The 17,548-nt window shown below is 70.0% G+C and carries 18 protein-coding genes; 10 read left to right on the plus strand and 8 right to left on the minus strand.

What is annotated here, in order from left to right; translation table 11 throughout:
- From ACIA03_RS05070 to ACIA03_RS05085, 4 genes are all read right to left on the minus strand, one after another.
- The coding region (locus ACIA03_RS05070) for a DUF222 domain-containing protein (protein ID WP_396979903.1) at positions 1 to 1,175 on the minus strand (1,175 nt) is incomplete at its 3' end.
- Between the two features lie 494 nt (positions 1,176 to 1,669).
- Positions 1,670 to 2,323 (minus strand): hypothetical protein, encoded by a 654-nt coding sequence (locus ACIA03_RS05075; protein WP_396979905.1) that lies wholly within the window; start codon positions 2,321 to 2,323, stop codon positions 1,670 to 1,672.
- 249 nt (positions 2,324 to 2,572) lie between these two features.
- Complete coding sequence (locus ACIA03_RS05080; RefSeq protein WP_396979907.1) at positions 2,573 to 3,649, minus strand: acyl-CoA dehydrogenase family protein; 1,077 nt, start codon at positions 3,647 to 3,649, stop codon at positions 2,573 to 2,575.
- A 29-nt stretch (positions 3,650 to 3,678) separates the two neighbouring features.
- Positions 3,679 to 4,881 carry an acyl-CoA dehydrogenase family protein gene (locus tag ACIA03_RS05085; protein WP_396979909.1) on the minus strand — a complete coding sequence of 401 codons (1,203 nt, stop codon included), beginning with the start codon at positions 4,879 to 4,881 and terminating at the stop codon, positions 3,679 to 3,681.
- A gap of 69 nt (positions 4,882 to 4,950) precedes the next feature.
- Here ACIA03_RS05085 and ACIA03_RS05090 point away from each other — a divergent pair, with 69 nt between their 5' ends.
- From ACIA03_RS05090 to ACIA03_RS05115, 6 genes are all read left to right on the plus strand, one after another.
- Entirely contained in the window at positions 4,951 to 6,111 is a 1,161-nt protein-coding gene (locus ACIA03_RS05090) for a Rieske 2Fe-2S domain-containing protein (RefSeq protein ID WP_396979911.1), read from the plus strand.
- Positions 6,111 to 6,416, plus strand: a complete 306-nt coding sequence (locus ACIA03_RS05095) for a hypothetical protein (protein ID WP_165111934.1) — start codon at positions 6,111 to 6,113, stop codon at positions 6,414 to 6,416. Before ACIA03_RS05090 ends, ACIA03_RS05095 begins: the two co-directional genes overlap by 1 nt.
- Positions 6,406 to 7,461 (plus strand): 2Fe-2S iron-sulfur cluster-binding protein, encoded by a 1,056-nt coding sequence (locus ACIA03_RS05100; RefSeq protein ID WP_396979914.1) that lies wholly within the window; start codon positions 6,406 to 6,408, stop codon positions 7,459 to 7,461. The genes ACIA03_RS05095 and ACIA03_RS05100 overlap by 11 nt, the downstream gene beginning before the upstream one ends.
- 151 nt (positions 7,462 to 7,612) lie before the next feature.
- The gene (locus ACIA03_RS05105; RefSeq protein WP_396979916.1) at positions 7,613 to 8,194 is read left to right on the plus strand and encodes a hypothetical protein; all 582 of its coding nucleotides are present in this window, start codon (positions 7,613 to 7,615) and stop codon (positions 8,192 to 8,194) included.
- 133 nt (positions 8,195 to 8,327) lie between these two features.
- On the plus strand, positions 8,328 to 9,098 hold the full coding sequence (gene pcaD, locus ACIA03_RS05110; protein WP_396979918.1) for a 3-oxoadipate enol-lactonase: 771 nt from the start codon (positions 8,328 to 8,330) through the stop codon (positions 9,096 to 9,098).
- Between the two features lie 114 nt (positions 9,099 to 9,212).
- Positions 9,213 to 9,536, plus strand: a complete 324-nt coding sequence (locus ACIA03_RS05115) for a hypothetical protein (RefSeq protein ID WP_396979920.1) — start codon at positions 9,213 to 9,215, stop codon at positions 9,534 to 9,536.
- On the opposite strand, the gene ACIA03_RS05120 is transcribed toward ACIA03_RS05115, so the two are convergent.
- Positions 9,520 to 10,263, minus strand: a complete 744-nt coding sequence (locus ACIA03_RS05120; RefSeq protein WP_396979922.1) for an SDR family NAD(P)-dependent oxidoreductase — start codon at positions 10,261 to 10,263, stop codon at positions 9,520 to 9,522. The genes ACIA03_RS05115 and ACIA03_RS05120 overlap by 17 nt on opposite strands.
- A gap of 78 nt (positions 10,264 to 10,341) precedes the next feature.
- Between ACIA03_RS05120 and ACIA03_RS05125 the strand changes: the two genes are divergently transcribed.
- Complete coding sequence (locus tag ACIA03_RS05125) at positions 10,342 to 10,731, plus strand: winged helix-turn-helix transcriptional regulator (RefSeq protein WP_396979924.1); 390 nt, start codon at positions 10,342 to 10,344, stop codon at positions 10,729 to 10,731.
- Positions 10,732 to 10,737: 6 nt separating this feature from the next.
- On the opposite strand, the gene ACIA03_RS05130 is transcribed toward ACIA03_RS05125, so the two are convergent.
- Complete coding sequence (locus ACIA03_RS05130) at positions 10,738 to 11,193, minus strand: nuclear transport factor 2 family protein (RefSeq protein ID WP_396979926.1); 456 nt, start codon at positions 11,191 to 11,193, stop codon at positions 10,738 to 10,740.
- A gap of 14 nt (positions 11,194 to 11,207) precedes the next feature.
- Positions 11,208 to 11,693, minus strand: a complete 486-nt coding sequence (locus tag ACIA03_RS05135) for a nitroreductase/quinone reductase family protein (RefSeq protein ID WP_396979928.1) — start codon at positions 11,691 to 11,693, stop codon at positions 11,208 to 11,210.
- Between the two features lie 46 nt (positions 11,694 to 11,739).
- Here ACIA03_RS05135 and ACIA03_RS05140 point away from each other — a divergent pair, with 46 nt between their 5' ends.
- Together ACIA03_RS05140 and ACIA03_RS05145 are read left to right on the plus strand one after the other, a co-directional pair.
- Positions 11,740 to 12,624 carry a TIGR03619 family F420-dependent LLM class oxidoreductase gene (locus ACIA03_RS05140; RefSeq protein WP_396979930.1) on the plus strand — a complete coding sequence of 295 codons (885 nt, stop codon included), beginning with the start codon at positions 11,740 to 11,742 and terminating at the stop codon, positions 12,622 to 12,624.
- The gene (locus ACIA03_RS05145; RefSeq protein WP_396979932.1) at positions 12,621 to 13,787 is read left to right on the plus strand and encodes a hypothetical protein; all 1,167 of its coding nucleotides are present in this window, start codon (positions 12,621 to 12,623) and stop codon (positions 13,785 to 13,787) included. Before ACIA03_RS05140 ends, ACIA03_RS05145 begins: the two co-directional genes overlap by 4 nt.
- On the opposite strand, the gene ACIA03_RS05150 is transcribed toward ACIA03_RS05145, so the two are convergent.
- Positions 13,780 to 14,940, minus strand: a complete 1,161-nt coding sequence (locus tag ACIA03_RS05150) for a low temperature requirement protein A (protein WP_396979934.1) — start codon at positions 14,938 to 14,940, stop codon at positions 13,780 to 13,782. The genes ACIA03_RS05145 and ACIA03_RS05150 overlap by 8 nt on opposite strands.
- Before the next feature lie 174 nt (positions 14,941 to 15,114).
- Here ACIA03_RS05150 and ACIA03_RS05155 point away from each other — a divergent pair, with 174 nt between their 5' ends.
- Entirely contained in the window at positions 15,115 to 17,505 is a 2,391-nt protein-coding gene (locus ACIA03_RS05155) for a protein kinase (RefSeq protein ID WP_396979936.1), read from the plus strand.
- Positions 17,506 to 17,548 lie beyond the last annotated feature (43 nt).

Below are 17,548 nucleotides of genomic sequence, written 5' to 3' on the forward strand. Positions count from 1 at the left end.
ACGACTCCACCAGACCGGCCTGGCCACCGGCTGAGCCGGGCCGGGCTTCGCCCGGCCGACACCGACAGGGACAACTCAAATCGCGACAGCCACCAGGTGCCGGGGATGTCGCAGCCCTCGGCTTCACAGGTCGGGGATCGGAGGAGGAGGGCGCGGCGTTGGGCGGCGGTGAAGAGGCGTTGGATGCGGCCGAGGTCGAGGGCCTCGGAGGGGCTGCCGAGGACGGCGGGGATGATGCCTGCGGTGCAGGCCAGGCGCCGGGCTTCGGCTGCGGTGATCGGGCTGCCGCCGAGGATCTGGGCGGTGCCGGCTTCTTGGCGGAGCTGGTCGAGGTCGATGGTCACGATGACCGTGGTCGCGTCACCGCCGTGGATGGGGAGGCGGGTGGGGTCGAGGGTTTCGAGCAGCTGGCAGAACGCACGCCCCAGCCGACGGTCGTAGGGGAGGTACTCGCCGGTGTCGGTGCGGGTGCCGTCGTCGCGCCTTGGTGAGGCGAAGGCCTCCAGGTTGGTGGCCAGTCGGTCCGCGGATGTGTCGGGCACTATGGCGGTGATGCGGGTGGTGCCATCCCCGAGGCGCCGCATGGTCAGGCGGGTCTTCTTGCGGGCGTGGGCCTCTTCGGCGGCGAGGCGCCGGGCTTCTTCGGCTTCGGCGATCTCGGGGGCGATGACATCGAGGATGCGGCGGCCGAGGCGGCGCAGCTGGGTGGGGTCGAACTGGGTCGCGTAGGCAACCAGGGCCTCTTCGGCCTTGGTCTTGATCTCGGGGTCGAGATCGGTGGGGAGGTCGTCGAGAGCCTGGGTGATCACGTGGGCTTGGGCGGGGTTGCAGGTCCCTGTTCGCATCGCCGCGGCGACCAGGCCGTAGGTACGGTCCAGCGCGACAGCCAACCGGAGGTCGGCACGCAGCACCTCGGGTCGTTGGTGGGTGTGGTGATGCAACCACGCCGCGACGTCACGTGCAGCAGACTCAGCGGCGACGTTGTCAGCGGTGGCGAGCACCCGGAGTTCGAGCTCGGCCAGCTGGGCCTTGGCCCGGGCGATCTCGACCAGAGTGGCGGCCTTCTGATCCGTGGCCATGAACGACGGGTTCGCCGCCGCGACACCGTCGAGTGCGTCGGTGATGGTGACCACGGCGCCGAGCACAGGGTGCTGGGGCTGCTGCAGCGTGGTCATCGATCCGGTCACCTCCCGACGTACGAACTCTCCACACCCGCGCATGCGGGTGTGGAGAGTTCGCTGGTCTCGGAGGCCCGCCAGATGCGGGCTATTACTTACCCTCGCAGCTCAGCGCGTACGCCCCTGGTTCCCCTGGATTACCCCTCGCACCGGGAGGGGCACGCCTCTTTCGAGGTGGTCGGCCTTCACGTTTACGCCTGCGCCGAGCCTACCACACCTCTTCAAACGTAGTCGAACGAAATCGATCGAAACCCAATCAGGGACAGGTATCCCAGCGATAACCCAGACCGCTGCTGGAAGTCCGCAAGAGACCCGAATGGCTCCCAACCCAGACACCCTGGCTTGTAAATCTCCCAACCCAAACCCGGTATTGGCCCCACCCGCGCTGGAACCCAGACCCGCGACCAAACGGACACACATCCAGATCCCCCACACGATGGCGGCCAGGGAACCACGAGGGACCAACCAAGAAGACGCCGCCGCGCCCCGATTCAGGCCCGCGCCGCCCGCCAGAGAGCCGAGGCGAGCCACAGTGCCGCGGCGGCAACGAGTACGCCCCAGATGATCCGCCCCGCGTGCGGCAGGAAGTACTGGGGGAGCATGGTGACCAGGAGAGCGGCGAGCGGGACGGCGCTCCAGCGGGGGAGGGATCCCGAGCGCCAGACGGCGATCGCGGCGAGCACGGCGGCGATCGCGACCAGCAGCAGCCCGATGGCGAAGACGGTCATCGCGGTGGGGTCCAGGCGGAAGTCGTTGCCGACGTCGGTCAGGCTGGCGTCGCTGTCGGCGACCGCGCGCTGGCCGATGGCCTTGAGGCCGTAGACCTCGGCTCCGTAGTAGGAGATGGTCAGGCCGGAGCCGATGTAGCCGATGGTGGCTGCGAGGAACGCGGTCCTCTCGTGCGGGGTGTCGTCGAGGAAGCCGCGGATCGCGCCGTAGCCGAGTGGGATCAGGATGAGGCCGACGATGGCGCTGATGTGCGCGATGCTCCAGCCGGCGGAGGTCCAGGATGCCGCGCCGTCGAGCGTCGTCTGGTCGGTGCGCGGGGCTGCGGCCTCGTAGATGGCGAAGAGGATGCCGGCGATCGCCAGAGCGATGGCGCCCAGGCGGGTGCGGTGGTCGGGGGAGACGTGGGGGTCGGTCACTGCGTAGCTCCTCGGCAGGCGTGATGAGAGCAGTGCTCTCGATTGCGAGCGATGATGACACGGACCCATGCGCCCCGCACGTGATTTTCGCCGGTGCTCAGCCGCGACGGTCCGATCGACGCAACAGTGCACCCGATAGGCCGAAGCGCTATCGCACAGCGTGGTCGTCAGTCGCGATACCGCACAGAGAACCGCCACGACAAGAGGGGCTCCGGCGGATGCCGAAGCCCCTGCGAGATCCGCTCGAGATCAGGACCCCGCGAACGCCCGCCCGATCCGCAGCGCCTGCTCGGTCGCACCTCCGAAGACGAACTCGAAGCGCTTGGCGGCGGTGAAGTAGCGATGTGCCTCGCCGTCGAGGTCGATGCCGACGCCGCCGTGGACATGGACGGTGGTGTGGGCCAGGCGGTGGGCGGCGTCGGCGGCCCAGAGCTTGGCGACGGCGACCTGGTCGGCGGCGGGCAGCCCGGACGAGACCCGCCAGACGGCCTGCCAGAGGGTGAGGCGCTGGGCGAGTACGTCGATGAACCCGTCGGCAAGGCGCTGCGAGACGGCCTGGAAGGTGCCGATGGCGCGGCCGAACTGCTCGCGGGTCTTGGCGTAGGAGGAGGTGAGCTGGAGGGCGCCCTCGGTGACACCCAGCAGCTCGGCGGCAGCGGCGACGGTCAGCAGCGCGCCCAGCCGGTCGGCGGCAGACGCGTCCCCGATCCGACGGGCGGGCGCCGAGGCGAATGAGACCAGCGCGGTGACGTCTCCGTCGCTGGTGTGCTGCGCCTGGCGGGTCACGCCTGGCGCCGAGGCCTCGACGAGGAAGACCGCGGTGGTGCCGTCCGGCGCCGTTGCGGTGACGAGGAACGCGTCGGCGATCATTCCGGCCCTGACCAGCGTCTTCACGCCGGTGATCGTGTCGCCCGTGGCGACGACGGTGGGGGAGCCGGGTAGGTGGGCGTGCTCCTCGGCGACCGCGGCCGTCAGTACCCGGGACCCGTCGGCGACATCCGCCAGGGTCTCGGGCGCTGTCTCGGCGAGCAGCAGGCCGCAGGGTCCGTGCACGGCGAGTGGCACCGGCGCGACGCGCCTCCCGGCCTCGACGAGCACCCGGCACAGCTCGATGAGCCCGAGCCCGGCGCCGCCCTGGGCCTCCGGCAGATGGAGCCCGAGCAGTCCGGCCTCGCCGAGGGCGGACCAGAGGGCGGCGTCGAAGCGGCCGCGGTCGCCGGCGTCCGCCTCGACCGTACGCAGCCGCTCGACCGAGGTCGCGTCGCCGATGATCTTCGCCGCGAGCTCGGCGGCGTCGTCGGATTCGGTGGTGAAGGAGAAGTCCATGGTGTGTGTCCCTGTCGTCAGGTGTGGGGTCAGCGCTTGGCGGCGGGGAGGCCGAGGCCTACGTAGCCGATGATGTCTCGCTGGATCTCGTTGGTGCCGCCGCCGAAGGTCATCACCAGCGAGGAGCGGTGGAACCGCTCCAGGCGGCCGGCGAGCACGGCGCCGGGGGAGTCGGCCGTCAGTCCCGCGTGCGGGCCGACGATCTCCATGAGTGTCCGGTAGACCTCGGTCGCCAGCTCGGAGCCGTAGACCTTGGTCGCCGACGCCTCGGCCGGCGAGAGCGCCACGCCGTGGTCGGCGTCGGAGGCGAGCTTCCAGTTGATCAGCGAGAGCGCCTCGATCCGGGCGTGCGCGCGACCCAGCGCGAGCTGCACCCACTCCGCGTCGATCACCCGGCCGCCACCAGGAACCACGGTGGAGAGCGCCCACTCCTTCACGAGCCCGAGCGAGTGCACCAGTGGTGCCGCCGAGGTGAGTGCGACGCGCTCGTGGTTGAGCTGGTTGGTCATCAGTGCCCAGCCCCCGCCGCGCGAGGAGACGAGGTTCGAGGCCGGCACGCGGACGTCGGAGTAGTAGGTCGCCGAGGTGCCGACCCCGGCGACGGTCTGGACCGGCGTATAGGAGAAACCCTCCGACGACGTCGGCACCAGGATCATCGACAGCCCCTTGTGACGCGAGGCCTCCGGCTCTGTCCGGCAGGCGAGCCAGATCCAGTCCGCATACTGGATCAGCGAGGTCCACATCTTCTGGCCGTTGATCACCCACTCGCCGGTGCCTTCATCGAGCACCGCGCGCGTCTGCAGCGAGGCGAGGTCGGTCCCCGAGCCCGGCTCGGAGTAGCCGATCGAGAAGTGCAGCTCGCCGGCGAGGATCTTCGGCAGGAAGTACTCCTTCTGCTCCGAGGTCCCGAACCGCATGATCGTCGGGCCGACGGTGTTGAGCGTGAGATAGGGGATCGGCACCCCGGCCACCGCGGCAGCGTCGGTGAAGATCAGCTGCTCCACCATGGAGCGGTCCTGCCCGCCGTACTCCTTCGGCCAGCCGATCCCGAGCCAGCCGTCGGCGCCGATCTGCCGGATGGTCGAGAGGTAGACCTCCTCGTCGGCCTCGCCCCCGAACTCGCCGGAGGCCCGCGCGAGCGCCGCGCGCCGCTCCGGCGTGACCAACTGGGCGAAGTAGGAGTTGAGCTCTGAGCGAAGTTGCTCCTGGGCGGGTGTCAAGGCCACATGCATGTGATAAAACTAGAACAGGTTCTACGTTTTGAATAGGGCCCAGCGAACAGACCAGCGGAAGGTACGACGATGGCCGACCCCACCACCCAGACCCGCACGCTCGACCACGGCTCCCAGCCGGAGCGCTTCGCGCGCGGTTGGCACTGCCTGGGTCTGGCCAGCGACTTCAAGGACGGCAAGCCCCATGCCGTGGAGGCGTTCGGCGGCAAGCTCGTCGTCTGGGAGAACACCAAGGGCGAGCTCGGCGTGCTCGACGGCTACTGCCGCCACATGGGCGGCGACCTGACCCAGGGCACCGTGAAGGGTGACGAGGTCGGCTGTCCGTTCCACGACTGGCGCTGGGGTGCCGACGGCCGCTGCAAGCAGATCCCCTACGCCCGCCGGGTTCCGCTGCGAGCAAGAACCAAGGCGTACGAGACCGTGATCCGCAACGACTCGCTGCTGATCTGGCACGACCCCGAGGGCTCGAATCCCGACTACGACATCCTGCCGCCGGAGCTGCCCGACGTGAGCAACCGCGAGGTCTACACCGACTGGATCTGGAACACCGTCCCGATCAAGGGCAGCCACTGCCGCGAGCTGATCGACAACGTGGTCGACATGGCGCACTTCTACTACGTGCACTTCGCCTTCCCGACCGACTTCCGCAACGTCTTCGAGGACCACACCGCCACCCAGTACATGGCTTCCCGAGGACGTCCGGACGTGTCCGGCGGCTACGGTGACGCCGAGATGTTCCTCAAGTCCGAGGCGACCTACTACGGCCCGGCGTACATGATCAACTGGCTCGAGGTCGACTACAAGGGCTTCGTGACCGAGGTGATCCTGATCAACTGCCACATCCCGACCGGCCCGGACTCGTTCCTCCTGCAGTACGGCATCACGGTCAAGAAGCCCGAGGGTCTCGACGACAAGACCGCCAACTTCATCGGCAAGAAGTACGCCGACATGTTCGGCGACGGGTTCCTCCAGGACGTACACATCTGGCAGAACAAGGTGCCGGTGCAGAACCCGCTGCTGTGCGAGGAGGACGGCCCGGTCTACCAGCTGCGCCGCTGGTACGAGCAGTTCTACGTCGACCTCGCCGACATCGAGCCCGAGATGCGTGCCCGGTTCGAGTTCGAGGTCGACACCACCAAGGCCAACGAGTTCTGGCACGAGGAGGTCGCCGAGAACCTCCGCCGGATCGAGGCCGAAAAGGCTGAGTCGAGCGACGCAGGGGTCAGTTGATGGCCTCGTTCGTCCCGACGTCCCAGGACACCGTCGAGGACCAGCGGCTCTACACCCAGGCCCGCCTGGTCGAGGTGGAGTGCCTCGACTGCCTCGCCCGCGTCGGGGTGAAGAAGAACAGCGAGCACCAGACCTCCGTCCAGTGGACGGCCGAGGCGCAGGCCCAGTGTCCGGATCTCGTACGCCGAAAGGCCGCCGCCGACGGCGCGCGGCTCGTCCATGCCCGCTGCCCTCGTCTGGCGGCGTCCATCGAAGCAGCCGTCGCCGACGGCCGGATCCAGATCGGAGCCGAGGATGGCTACTGACTCTTTCCTGCTGCCCGTCAGCGACGTCGTCAAGGAGACGGCCGACGCGCACTCGATCGTCTTCGAGGTGCCCGACGACATGAAGCACGCCTTCCAGCCGAAGCCGGGACAGTTCCTCACCGTCGCCGTGCCGAGCGACCGCGACGGCCTGGCGGCGCGCTGCTACTCGCTGTCCAGCGCCCCGGGCGATCCCCTCACCGTGACCGTCAAGCGCACCGTGGACGGCTACGCCTCCAACTGGATCTGCGACAACCTGCAGCCCGGCGACACGCTCCGGGTGCTCCCGCCGAGCGGGATCTTCACCCCGGCCGACATCGACGCCGACCTCCTGCTCTTCGCCGGCGGATCGGGTGTCACCCCGATCATCTCGATCGCCCGCACGGCTCTGCGCGAGGGCACCGGGCGGATCGTGGTCTTCTACGCCAACCGCGATGAGCGCTCGGTGATCTTCGCCGAGGAGTGGTCGCGGCTCGCCGCCGAGCGCCCGGACCGGCTCCAGGTGGTCCACTGGCTCGAGTCGGTCCAGGGGCTGCCCACCGGTGAGCAGCTCAAGGCGTTCGCGGCCGACCATCTGACGTACGACGCCTTCGTCTGTGGGCCGGCGCCGTTCATGAAGGCGACGATCGCGGCGCTCAAGGAGCTGGAGTTCCCGCGGGCGCGGCGGCACCAGGAGAAGTTCGCCTCCCTGGGCGGCAACCCGTTCGGTGACATCGCCCCGGTCGAGGAGGCCGAGACGGAGGTCGTCGAAGGCGAGAGTGCCGTCCAGCAGCCGGTGAAGCTGGAGATCGAGCTCGATGGCACCACGACGACGTACGACGACTGGGACCCGGGCACCCCGATGCTCGACTTCCTCGAGGCGAAGGGCGTCAAGGCGCCCTACTCGTGTCGCGAGGGTGAGTGCTCGGCCTGCGCCTTCCGGCTGCTGGAGGGCGAGGTGAAGATGGTGCGCAACGACGTGCTCGAGCAGGAGGACCTCGATGACGGGATCCGGCTGGGCTGCCAGTCGCTGCCAACCACCGACACCGTCCGCGGCACCTACTCCTGAGGGACTCGCGAGAGACACAGATCACCAACCGGTTGCCAGCTCGACACGCCTGGCGCGATAGTGTCGCGCTGCCCGAACCACATCCCACCGGGTCATCCGTAGCGAAGCAGATCGGTTGATCGGTGGGGCTCAAGCGAGGTTTCCCCCCAACGTGTTCAATCGCAACTTCTACGCCGCCCAGGACGACCGGCGTTTCGTCGTCGGCTATGCCCTCGACCTCGGTTTCAGGGTCTTCGACGCCTACTCGGCGCCTGGCCAGCCGTTGAGCGAGATCACCACGACGGCATCGGCCTCGCTGCTCGCCGCACGGCCGGCGTTCAAGCTGTACGCGCCCAACACCGGCCCCGAGCCGGTGATCACCCGGGTCGAGCTGGACGAGTCCGAGTTCGGTCCGTCCGCCTATGAGTACCAGTGCAACGGCTGGGGGCTGATCGGCCTCAACTTCGGTGGCGTCGTCGGTCTGGGCGGGCTCGGCTGGAGCACGCTGACCACCATGGCGGAGGCCCGGGCGGCGCGCTGGCACGCGGTCGAGCCGATCGGCCCCGCTCCGTCGGAGTGGAACTGGCCGGCCGTCGACGAGGCCGCCGTCAAGATGTTCGAGGCGATCGCCTCGATGGCCGGCTCCGCCGTCGGCGACAGCCCGATCCTGGCCGCCGCGGGACAGCTCATCAAGGACAAGGGCCTGCTCTACGAGTCCGGCGGCGGGCTGCACGCCCGGCCGGGCCTCGGCTGAGGTTGATACGTCCGGCGTATCAATGAGCGCCTGATCGATACTTCACAACGTCGCTCGGGCGATCCTAGATTTCCGGCATGGACGTCATCTGTGCAGCCGGCCGAGTCTCTGTCCGCCTCGAGCGGGTGATGTCGTGAACGCGGTCGACGTCCACCACGTCGTCTCGGGGCGGACCGACGGGCCGATCATCGTCCTGTCCAACTCGTTGGGCGCCACCCACGCGATGTGGGACGAGAACCTGGCCGAGCTCGAACGGTACTTCCGCGTGGTGCGCTACGACACCCGCGGGCACGGCGCTTCGCCGGTTCCGCCCGGTCCGTACACGATCGACGACCTGGCCGACGATGTCGTCGCCCTCCTGGACCGCCTCGACGCCGAGCGGGCGCACTTCGTGGGCCTCTCGCTGGGCGGCATGACCGGGATGCGGGTCGCCGCCCGCAACCCGGAGCGCATCGACCGCCTGGTCCTCCTGTGCACCGGAGCCCGGCTGGCGCCGTCGTCGGCGTGGCACGACCGGGCGGCCACGGTGCGAGCCCGCGGCACGGAGGCAGTGGCCGAGGCTGTTGTGGCCCGCTGGTTCACGCCCGAATTCCTCGAGGCCAACCCCGAGGTCAAGGCCACCTGCGAAGCCATGGTCGCCGACACCCGGGCCGCGGGCTACGCCGGGTGCTGCGAGGTCATCGCGGCCATGGACCTGCGTGCCGACCTGCCGGCGATCACCGCGCCGACCCTGGCCATCGCCGGAGCGGACGACCCGGCGACCCCGCCACCCCACCTGGAGGCGATCGCCGACGCGGTCGAGGACGGCCGCCTGCTGGTGGTCCCGGACTCCGCCCACCTGGCCAACGCGCAGCAGCCCGGGACCATCACGCCGGCGATCATCGACCACCTCCTGGCGAGGTGACGGAAACCGGGTGCGCACGACGGCGTGAGCTCGTCGCCCACGGCTTCTCTGTGGCGGACGTACGCGACGCCGCGATCGGCTGACGAGGCGTGCTGCCCTGCGTACGCTGTGGCCGTGCCCGACCGACCCGAGATCGTCTGCATCTGTGGCTCCACCCGATTCGTGGACGAGATGTCGGCGGCGAACCGTGAGCTGACGTTCGCCGGTGCGATCGTCCTCGCGCCGGGCGTCTTCGTGCACGCCGAGGAGCGCGACGCTGGCAGGTCGATCACCGACGAGCAGAAGACCGCACTCGACGCCCTCCATCTGCGCAAGATCGACCTGGCCGACCGGGTTCTGGTGGTCAACCCGGGCGGCTACATCGGTGAGTCCACGAGCAGGGAGATCGCGCACGCCCGAGCCACGGGCAAGCCGGTCTCGTTCACCGATCCCGGCTGACCGGCTCGTCGCTCGACTGAGCACCCAGCACGTCGAAGACCACCTCGTCCTCGAGCCCGGAGGCCAGGCGCCAGACGGCGTCGGCGATCTCGTCGGGGTCCAGGGTGGCGTAGGGCGCGGGGGTGCCGGGTTCGGTGAGCATCTGGTGGATGTCGCCGCGCTCGATCAGGCCGCCGAGGACGAGCGATCCGACGTGCACCCCGACCTCGGCCACCGCAGCGGCGAGAGTGCGGGCGTAGGTCCGCAGCGCGCCGGAGGCCGGGGCGTAGGGGCCGAGGAAGGGCATGGGGACGAGGGCGCTGACCCCGGAGACGTAGACCAGGGACCCGCTGCCGCGGGAGCGCATGGTGGGCAGCACCAGGGAGGCGACCTCCGCGGCCGGCTCGACGATCTCGGCGGTCGCGCGGCGGATGTCGTCGGGTCCGGTCTCGAGGATGTCGACCGTCGGTGCGCTCAGGTCGTGGGCGCCGGGGCCGTGGTAGACGACGTCGATCGGGCCGAGCACTGCGGTGATCTCGGCGAGGGCGCGAGCAGCGCCCCCGGCCTCCCGCACGTCAGCCGCGATCGCGACCGTGCGCACACCACTCGGTGCCAGCGTCTCCAGATACCCCGGGTGCCGGTCGGCGTTCCGGGACACCAGCCCGACGGCGTACCCCTCCTTGGCGAACCGCTGCGCCACCGACATCCCGAGGCCGGGACCCGCGCCCAGGACCGCGATCGTGCTCATTCACTTCTCCCTCATGGGTAGGTTGCTGATGTGAGCAACCCTCGCCGCCCGGTGGCGATCGCGGAAGAAGGCACTTCAATGTCAGATGGGAACACCGATGTGCCCCGGCACATCGTGAGCGAGGCGCTCGGACCGGGCCTGCCGGAGCTGGTCCCGGCGGGGGCGTACGAGGCCTGTCCGGTGACGCAGACGCTGCAGATGCTCGGTGACAAGTGGACCCTGCTGGTCGTGATGATGCTCGCCGAGCGCCCGCACCGCTACAACGAGCTGCGGCGCCGGGTCGAGGGGATCAGTCAGCGCATGCTCACCCGGACCCTGCGCACGCTGGAGGAGGACGGGATCGTGACGCGTACGGTCTTCCCGACGATCCCGCTGGGCGTGGAGTACGCCCTGAGCGACCGCGGCCGCGACCTGCTGGTGCCGCTCGCCGGGCTCGCGGACTGGGTGGTGCGGGGCCAGGCGGCCTGACGCGGGTCAGAACCCGCGGGTCCAGAAGACCTCCTCGTGGAGGTGGCGCGAGCGCCAGCCGTCCGGTGTACGCACGAAGAAGTGGCGGTAGCGACCGCCCACCTCGACGACCCGCTCGCCGCCCGACCCGTCGGAGATGACCATCGGGTTGTCGAAGTACGCCACGACCTCTGCCGAAGCGAAGCCCGAGGCATCCGGTGCCGCGCCCTCGTCGGTGAAGGTGATGCCGACCTGACCGATCGTGTGCAGGCGCTTTTGGGAGAACGCGGGCAGCATCTCGGCGAGCCATTTCTTGACGTCGGCGAGCTCGCCGACCGTGCCGCCGGACTCGGAGTAGTCGATCGTGGCGTCGGCCGTGAAGACGGTGTCGAGCGCGTCCCAGTCGCCGTCGTCGACGGCCAGGGTGTAGCGGGTCAGCGCGTCGGTGATCTCGGCGCGGTCGATCAGCTCTTGAACGTCCATGAAAAGGGTCTCCTTCAGCGAGGTGAGAGGACGATGACCGGGATCTCCCGGTCGGTCCAGGTCTGGTAGGTCTCGAAGTCCGCGTACGTCTCCAGCAGCCGCGGCCACAGCGCGGCCCGCTCCGCGGGGTCGGCGACGCGTGCCCGGACGAGCCGCCGCCCGCGACGGGGGACGCGGACCGCGACGTCGGGCTGGGCACGCAGGTTGGCGACCCACTGCGGGTCCTTCGGCAGCCCGCCCTGGGAACCGACGACCACCAGGTCGGCGCCCGAGCGCATGAAGAGCAGGGGAGTGGTGAAGGTGCGGCCCGACTTGCGGCCGACGTGCTCGAGCAGCAGCACGGGTGCCGGCTTGCGCCAGCCCGCCATCACTCGCCACCGACCGCCGATGCGTCCGTCGGTCAGCTTGAAGAGCGCGGTGTTGGCGCGGGCACCGTACTTGATGAGTCTCGCCGTCAGCGGCGAGTCCAGGCCTGCGGGACGTTCGAGAGAAGGCGACATGGCGAACACTCTGGCAGAAACTTAGAACACGTTCTAGTGTTGGCGCATGCGCTTCACCTATGCCGAGGCAATGACGCAGGCCAACTACTACGCACCGCTGGCTCAGGCGGCCGAGGCCGCCGGGTACACCAGCATGACGGTGGCCGACAGCCTGATCTATCCCGAGGAGTCCGACTCCACCTATCCCTACACCGACACCGGCGACCGGGAGTTCCTGCAGGGCAAGGAGTTCATCGAGGCGTTCATCCTGTGCGCCCATCTCTTCGCGGTGACCACGACGCTGCGCCTGACCCCGTTCGTGGTGAAGCTGCCGGTGCGCCCGCCCGTGCTGGCCGCCAAACAGGCCTCGAGCCTCGCCTTCCTCTCCGGAAACCGGCTCGGTCTCGGTGTCGGGCTGTCGCCGTGGCCGGAGGACTTCGCCGCCCTCGGTGTCGACTGGAAGCACCGCGGCAAGCGGATGGACGAGTGCATGGACATCCTGCGCGGCCTGACCGACCCGAGCGGCGACTTCTTCGGTTATGAGGGTGAGTTCTACGAGTTCGCGCCGCTCCAGCAGCGTCCCGCGCCGACCGAGAAGATCCCGCTCCTCGTCGGGGGCCACGCCGACGCGGCGTTGCGCCGCGCGGTCCTCAAGGGCGACGGCTGGATGCACGCCGGCGGCGACGGCGAGGAGCTCGACCGTCTCCTGGTCCGACTCGCCGAGATCCGGCGCGAGGAGGGCGACACCCGGGACGACTTCGAGGTCCACGTGATCAGCTACGACGCGTACGACCTCGATGGCATCAAGCGGCTCGAGGAGAAGGGCGTCACCGACTGCATCGTCGGGTTCCGCGACCCGTACGTGAAGGGCGCCGACCCGGAGCCGCTGGAAAAGAAGATCAAGCACCTGGAGTGGTACGGGGAGAACATCATCGCGAAGGCCGCGCAGTGACCGAGCAGAGCGCTGCGTACGGCCTGACCGAGCCGCTGCAGAAGGCGATCGCTGAGGCGGAGGAACTGATCGCGAACGCGCCCTTCGTCCGCACCGAAGCCGACCGGCTGGAGGGCTACGAGTACCTCTCCGGCCGGATCCGGATGGCGATGCAGACGGCGTTCGACTACGACCTCGAGCAGCCGCTGTTCGTGAACCCGACCCACCAGTTCTCCAGGCAGGGCCTGGACAACCCTGACGCCATCTACTTCAACGCCTACCTGCGAGAAGGCGTCGAGTACGTCGTCCGCGGCCGTCGCGGGACCAGCGCTGACCTCTCGTTCCAGGTGATGGGCGGTGCCTACACCGCCGACTCCGCCGCGACCAGCCTGATGGCCTTCGACGACCGCAAGCTGCAGCTCGACGCCGACGGGGGCTTCGAGTTCACCTACACGGCCGAGCCGGGTGCGAAGACCCTGATCGTGCGCGAGGTCTTCAACGACTGGGACACCGAGACCCGCGGCACGATCACCATCGAGCGCCCCGACACCCTCGGCCGGCCGCGCCGCCCGCTCACCCAGGAGCTGCTCCGGAAGAAGTACGAGGTCGCGGCCCGGTCGCTGACCGGCTCGATCCAGACCTGGTTCGCCTTCCCGCAGTTCTTCCAGTACAAGGAGCCGGTCAACACGCTCACCGTTCCGGCGCGCACGCCCGGCGGGCTCGAGTCGCAGTTCTCCTCGATCGGCCACTACGAGCTGGCCGAGGACGAGGCGCTCGTGGTCGAGGTGCCGCGGTGCGACGACTGCTCCTACCAGGGCATCCAGGTCGGCTCGGACTGGTACGCCTCGACCGACTACGAGACCCACCAGACGAGCCTCACCAAGGCCCAGGCGGTCACCGACCCCGACGGCGTGATGCGGTTCGTGATCTCCGAGCACCCACCGCTGGACGGGGCTCCGATCGCCAACTGGCTCGAGACCACCGGCCACCGCACCGGCTCGCTGATGCTGCGCTGGCAGCGGCTGGAGCGAGACCTCACCGCCGCGGACGGCCCGGTCGTGCAGAAGGTGAGGACGGAGGACGTACGCGACCTTCTGCCGCACCCCGAAGCGCTCTCGGACGAGGCCTATGCGGCGCGCATCGCGAGCCGGCAGCGGGCCGTCGCGCGACGGATGATCAGCTGAGCTCCTCGGCCACGCAGAGCGCGGCCACGAGGGCCGCGAGGAGGCCGAGCGCTGCCAGCGGCGGCAGGGCGACGAGCACGAGACCCGAGGCCAGGACCGCGAACGTCGCGACCAGACGGATCCGAGGCCAACGACCGGAGGCTCGGCGGATCGCACCCGTCGACCCGGCGAGCGCAGCCGCCGCACCGCCCGCGAGCGCCCAGCCGCCGACGGCACCCAGATGGTCGGCGTGGACGTGGGCCATCGCGGACTCCATGCCGAGCGCGGTCACGATGATGCCGACGATGATCGGGAAGTGCAGGTAGGTGAACAGGTCGCGCGCCATCCACGCCCGGTCCGGGTCCTGGCGGGTGTGCAAGCAGGCTTCGAGTTGCTCGAGCGTACGCGTGAAGTGCAGCCACCACAGGGCGATCGCGATCGCGATCGCCAGGACGGCGCCGATCAGGTGGGACCAGTCCAGCGGCTTGCCCGAGATGCCCACGCCGATCGCCACGATCGACTCGCCCAGCGCGAGGATGACGACCAGCCCGTGCCGCTCGGCGAAGTGGGCCGCGGACGGGAGCATCCAGCCGCCCGAGCGGGCCCCGACGAAGATCGCGAGCAGGTCGTAGGCGACGGCCGCGAGCCAGACCCAGGTGCGCGACTCATCGCTGACGAATGCGCCGATCGCGAGCAGGGTGACCGTCGGCAGGACAGAGGTGAGCGCGGTGAGCAGGAGCTGGCGCTGGAGCGCCCGGCTGCCGGCGGCAGCGAGCAGGTAGGCACCGAGGTGGGTGAGGCGTACGGCTGCATAGCAGACCACGAGCGTCAGCGCCGCCGGTATGCCGCCCGGCTCCTCGTGGAACGCCTCCGGGATCGCCATGCTGACCACGAACATCGCGACCATCGCGATGATGAACGCCGCCCGCATGATGCCGCTGTCGGCGCGCACCTGGTTGGCGAGCCAGGCGAACGATGCCCAGCCGAACCAGAGCAGCGAGAGCACGATCAGTCCGTGGAGCACGCCGATCGGCATCTCGGAGTGTGCCATCAGGGCTGTGACCTGTGTGAATGCGAAGACGAAGACGAGGTCGAAGAAGAGTTCGAGGGTGGTGACCCGGTCGCCCTCATTGCTCTGCGTGATGCCGAGGCTTCCGCGTGATGCCGTGGTCATGCGCACATGGTGCCGCACGCGGGGGCTGGGTGCAGTCGCATTTGCACGCCGAGACCCTGAACCCTGGGGGGTATGCGGAGAGGATCGCCGCATGTCAGCAGGCGTTTCGGCGCCGAATGCTCTCCTGAGGAGGGGACGCGACGCGCTGGCGTACGGCCCCTATGATTGCGGCCCATGGCCAGCCCCCACCATGTGCCACCGGCGATTCCGGGATTCCGGTATCGCCGGCTGATCGGTGTGGGCGGCTCCTCCGAGGTCTTTCTCTACGAGTGGCAGCAGGAGAAGGTGGACGCCGTGGTCAAGGTCTGGAACGACCGGCTCAGCGCCGAGACGCAGGACGTGCTCGCCAGGGAGACCAAGGAGGTAGCCGAGCTCGCCGCCCATCCCCATGTGCTGCCGCTGCACGCCGTCGGCGTCTCCGACGACGACCGCAGCTTCGTGGTCATGGACCATCGCTCCGGCGGCGACCTGCAGGCGCGCTGGACGAGCGAGCGGCTCCCGGTCGCGGAGGCGCTGAGCATCACGATCAAGATCGCCGGTGCGCTCGACGTCGCCGCTCGCCACGGGATCCTGCACGGCGACGTGAAGCCCGCGAACATCCTGCTGACCGCTGCCGGCGAGCCGCAGCTGGCCGGCTTCGGCAGCCTCTCCTCGGCCGGCCGTCCCGCCGGCGTCGGGTCGACGTCGCTGCCATGGATGGCGCCGGAGATGCTCTCCGAGCCGGTCGAGCCGAGCGCCTGGGCAGACATCTGGAGCCTGGCCGCGACCTGCTACACGCTGCTCGCCGGACGTACGCCGTTCGAGGGCGGTTCCGGTGGCCCCGAGGCGCTGGCGGAGCGGATCCGGGAGCACGAGCCGGTGCCCATCGACCGCGACGACGTCCCGGGCTCGTTCGAGGCGGTGCTGCGCAAGGCGATGTTCAAGCGTCGCGCTGGACGGCACTGGAGTGCCGCCGACTTCGCCAAGGCGCTCCAGGCGGTCGAGGAGGAGCTCGGGCTTCCGGTCACCCCGCTCGCGGAGATGCGGGAGCCGGTGGACGAGATCGTCGAGGAGCCTGAAGCTCCTGACGTGCCTGAGATCGCCGAGGTCGCCGAGATCGCCGAGGTGGCGCCGGAGCCGGTCCCGGCGCCTGCGGAGATCGCGTCGCCCGGAGCGGGGGACACGGCCGAGGTGCCGATCGTCACCGGCCCCGTGAGCGGCGCCGTGGGTCAGCCCATGATCGAGCCGGCGCCGATGCCGGAGCAGTCCGACGACGACATCCTCGGGCACCGCGTCGACGTCGACCGGATGGCCCGCCTGCTCGCCTCCGCGCACACGCAGCTCCCGATCTCGGTGGCCGTCCAGGGCCTGCCGGGCAGCGGCCGGTCGACCTTCCTGCGGAAGCTCCAGGAGCGGATCGAGTGGCTCACCGAGCACGACGAGGCCTACGCCGCCCGCGCCAGGCACGTACGCATCGACGCCCGTCAGTACGCTCACGGCGACGTGGCGACCGGAGTGCTCGACACCGTGCGAGGGGCGGGGAAGAGCGAGCCGCCGCCGCTGGTCGCGAAGCACCAGGCCGCACAGCGACGGACGGCCGAGCTGCGGGCGGCGCTGGCAGGACTGCCCGAGGAGGACGGCCACCGCGGCAAGCGGCGTACGCAGCAGCCGATGACCGCCACCATGGCGCTCGCGGCCATGGACCGGGAGGTCGCGGCCTACGAGGCCGCGCTGCGGGCGGCGCCACCGGGACCGCCGCCGCGCCCACCCGTCGGCGCGCTGCCCGGTTCACCGGCCGTCCGGACGTTCGTCTACGTCGACGACCTGGACCGCTGTGACCCCGCGACGGCGGCCGGGGTGCTGCGGGCCGTCGACGAGCTGGGTGGTCAGGAGGGTGTCGCGGTCGTCGCGGCCATCGACGCCCGGGCGGTGCAGAGGTCCCTCGAGGACCGGGTGGCCGAGCCCGCCGGCTACCTCTCCCGGGTCTTCGACGTGCCGTTCGCGCTACGGGCGTTCGCCGGTGACCCCGCGGTGCGGTTCATGCGGTCGCTGATGCGCCACGCGGTGCCGTCGTGGCCCTCGGCGCTGGCAGCAGGCTCCGGCGACCCGGCCGCCCGCCGCAGTCGGGTCCAGAGCTTCGAGATGACCCCCGGCGAGGCGCTGTTCACGAGCGAGCTGGCGCGTTTCTGTGCCACGCCCGGGGGAGCCAGGAAGCTGCTCGCGGTCTACCGGCTGGCGCGCACGGCCCCGATTGCGGGCGCGACCACCGACCCCGCCGGCCACCAGGCCCTCGGGATCCTGATGGCGATCCTCGTCGGGGCGCCGGCTCAGGCGGGCGAGGTGCTCGGCGCCGTGGTCGAGTCGCTGGCCGCGGGGGAGGACGGCGCGACCTTCCGCACGCTGCTCGAGAAGGTCGCGCGCGAGCACACGGCCGGATGCGGGCGGGCGACCTGCGGCTCGTGCGCCGACTGGTCCCGTGTCCTCCGCGCCCACGCCGATCTCGTCCGGGCTCAGCAGGTGCCGCAGGAGATCGGGGCGTACGCCGAGTGGGTCGACGAGGTGGCGAGGTTCAGCTTCCCGACCTGACCGCTCCGCGCGGACCCCTTCCCCAAAAGTGAAACACGTTCTA

Origin of the sequence: Nocardioides sp. NPDC051685, from assembly GCF_044453405.1 — a bacterium.
Lineage (GTDB): Bacteria > Actinomycetota > Actinomycetes > Propionibacteriales > Nocardioidaceae > Nocardioides.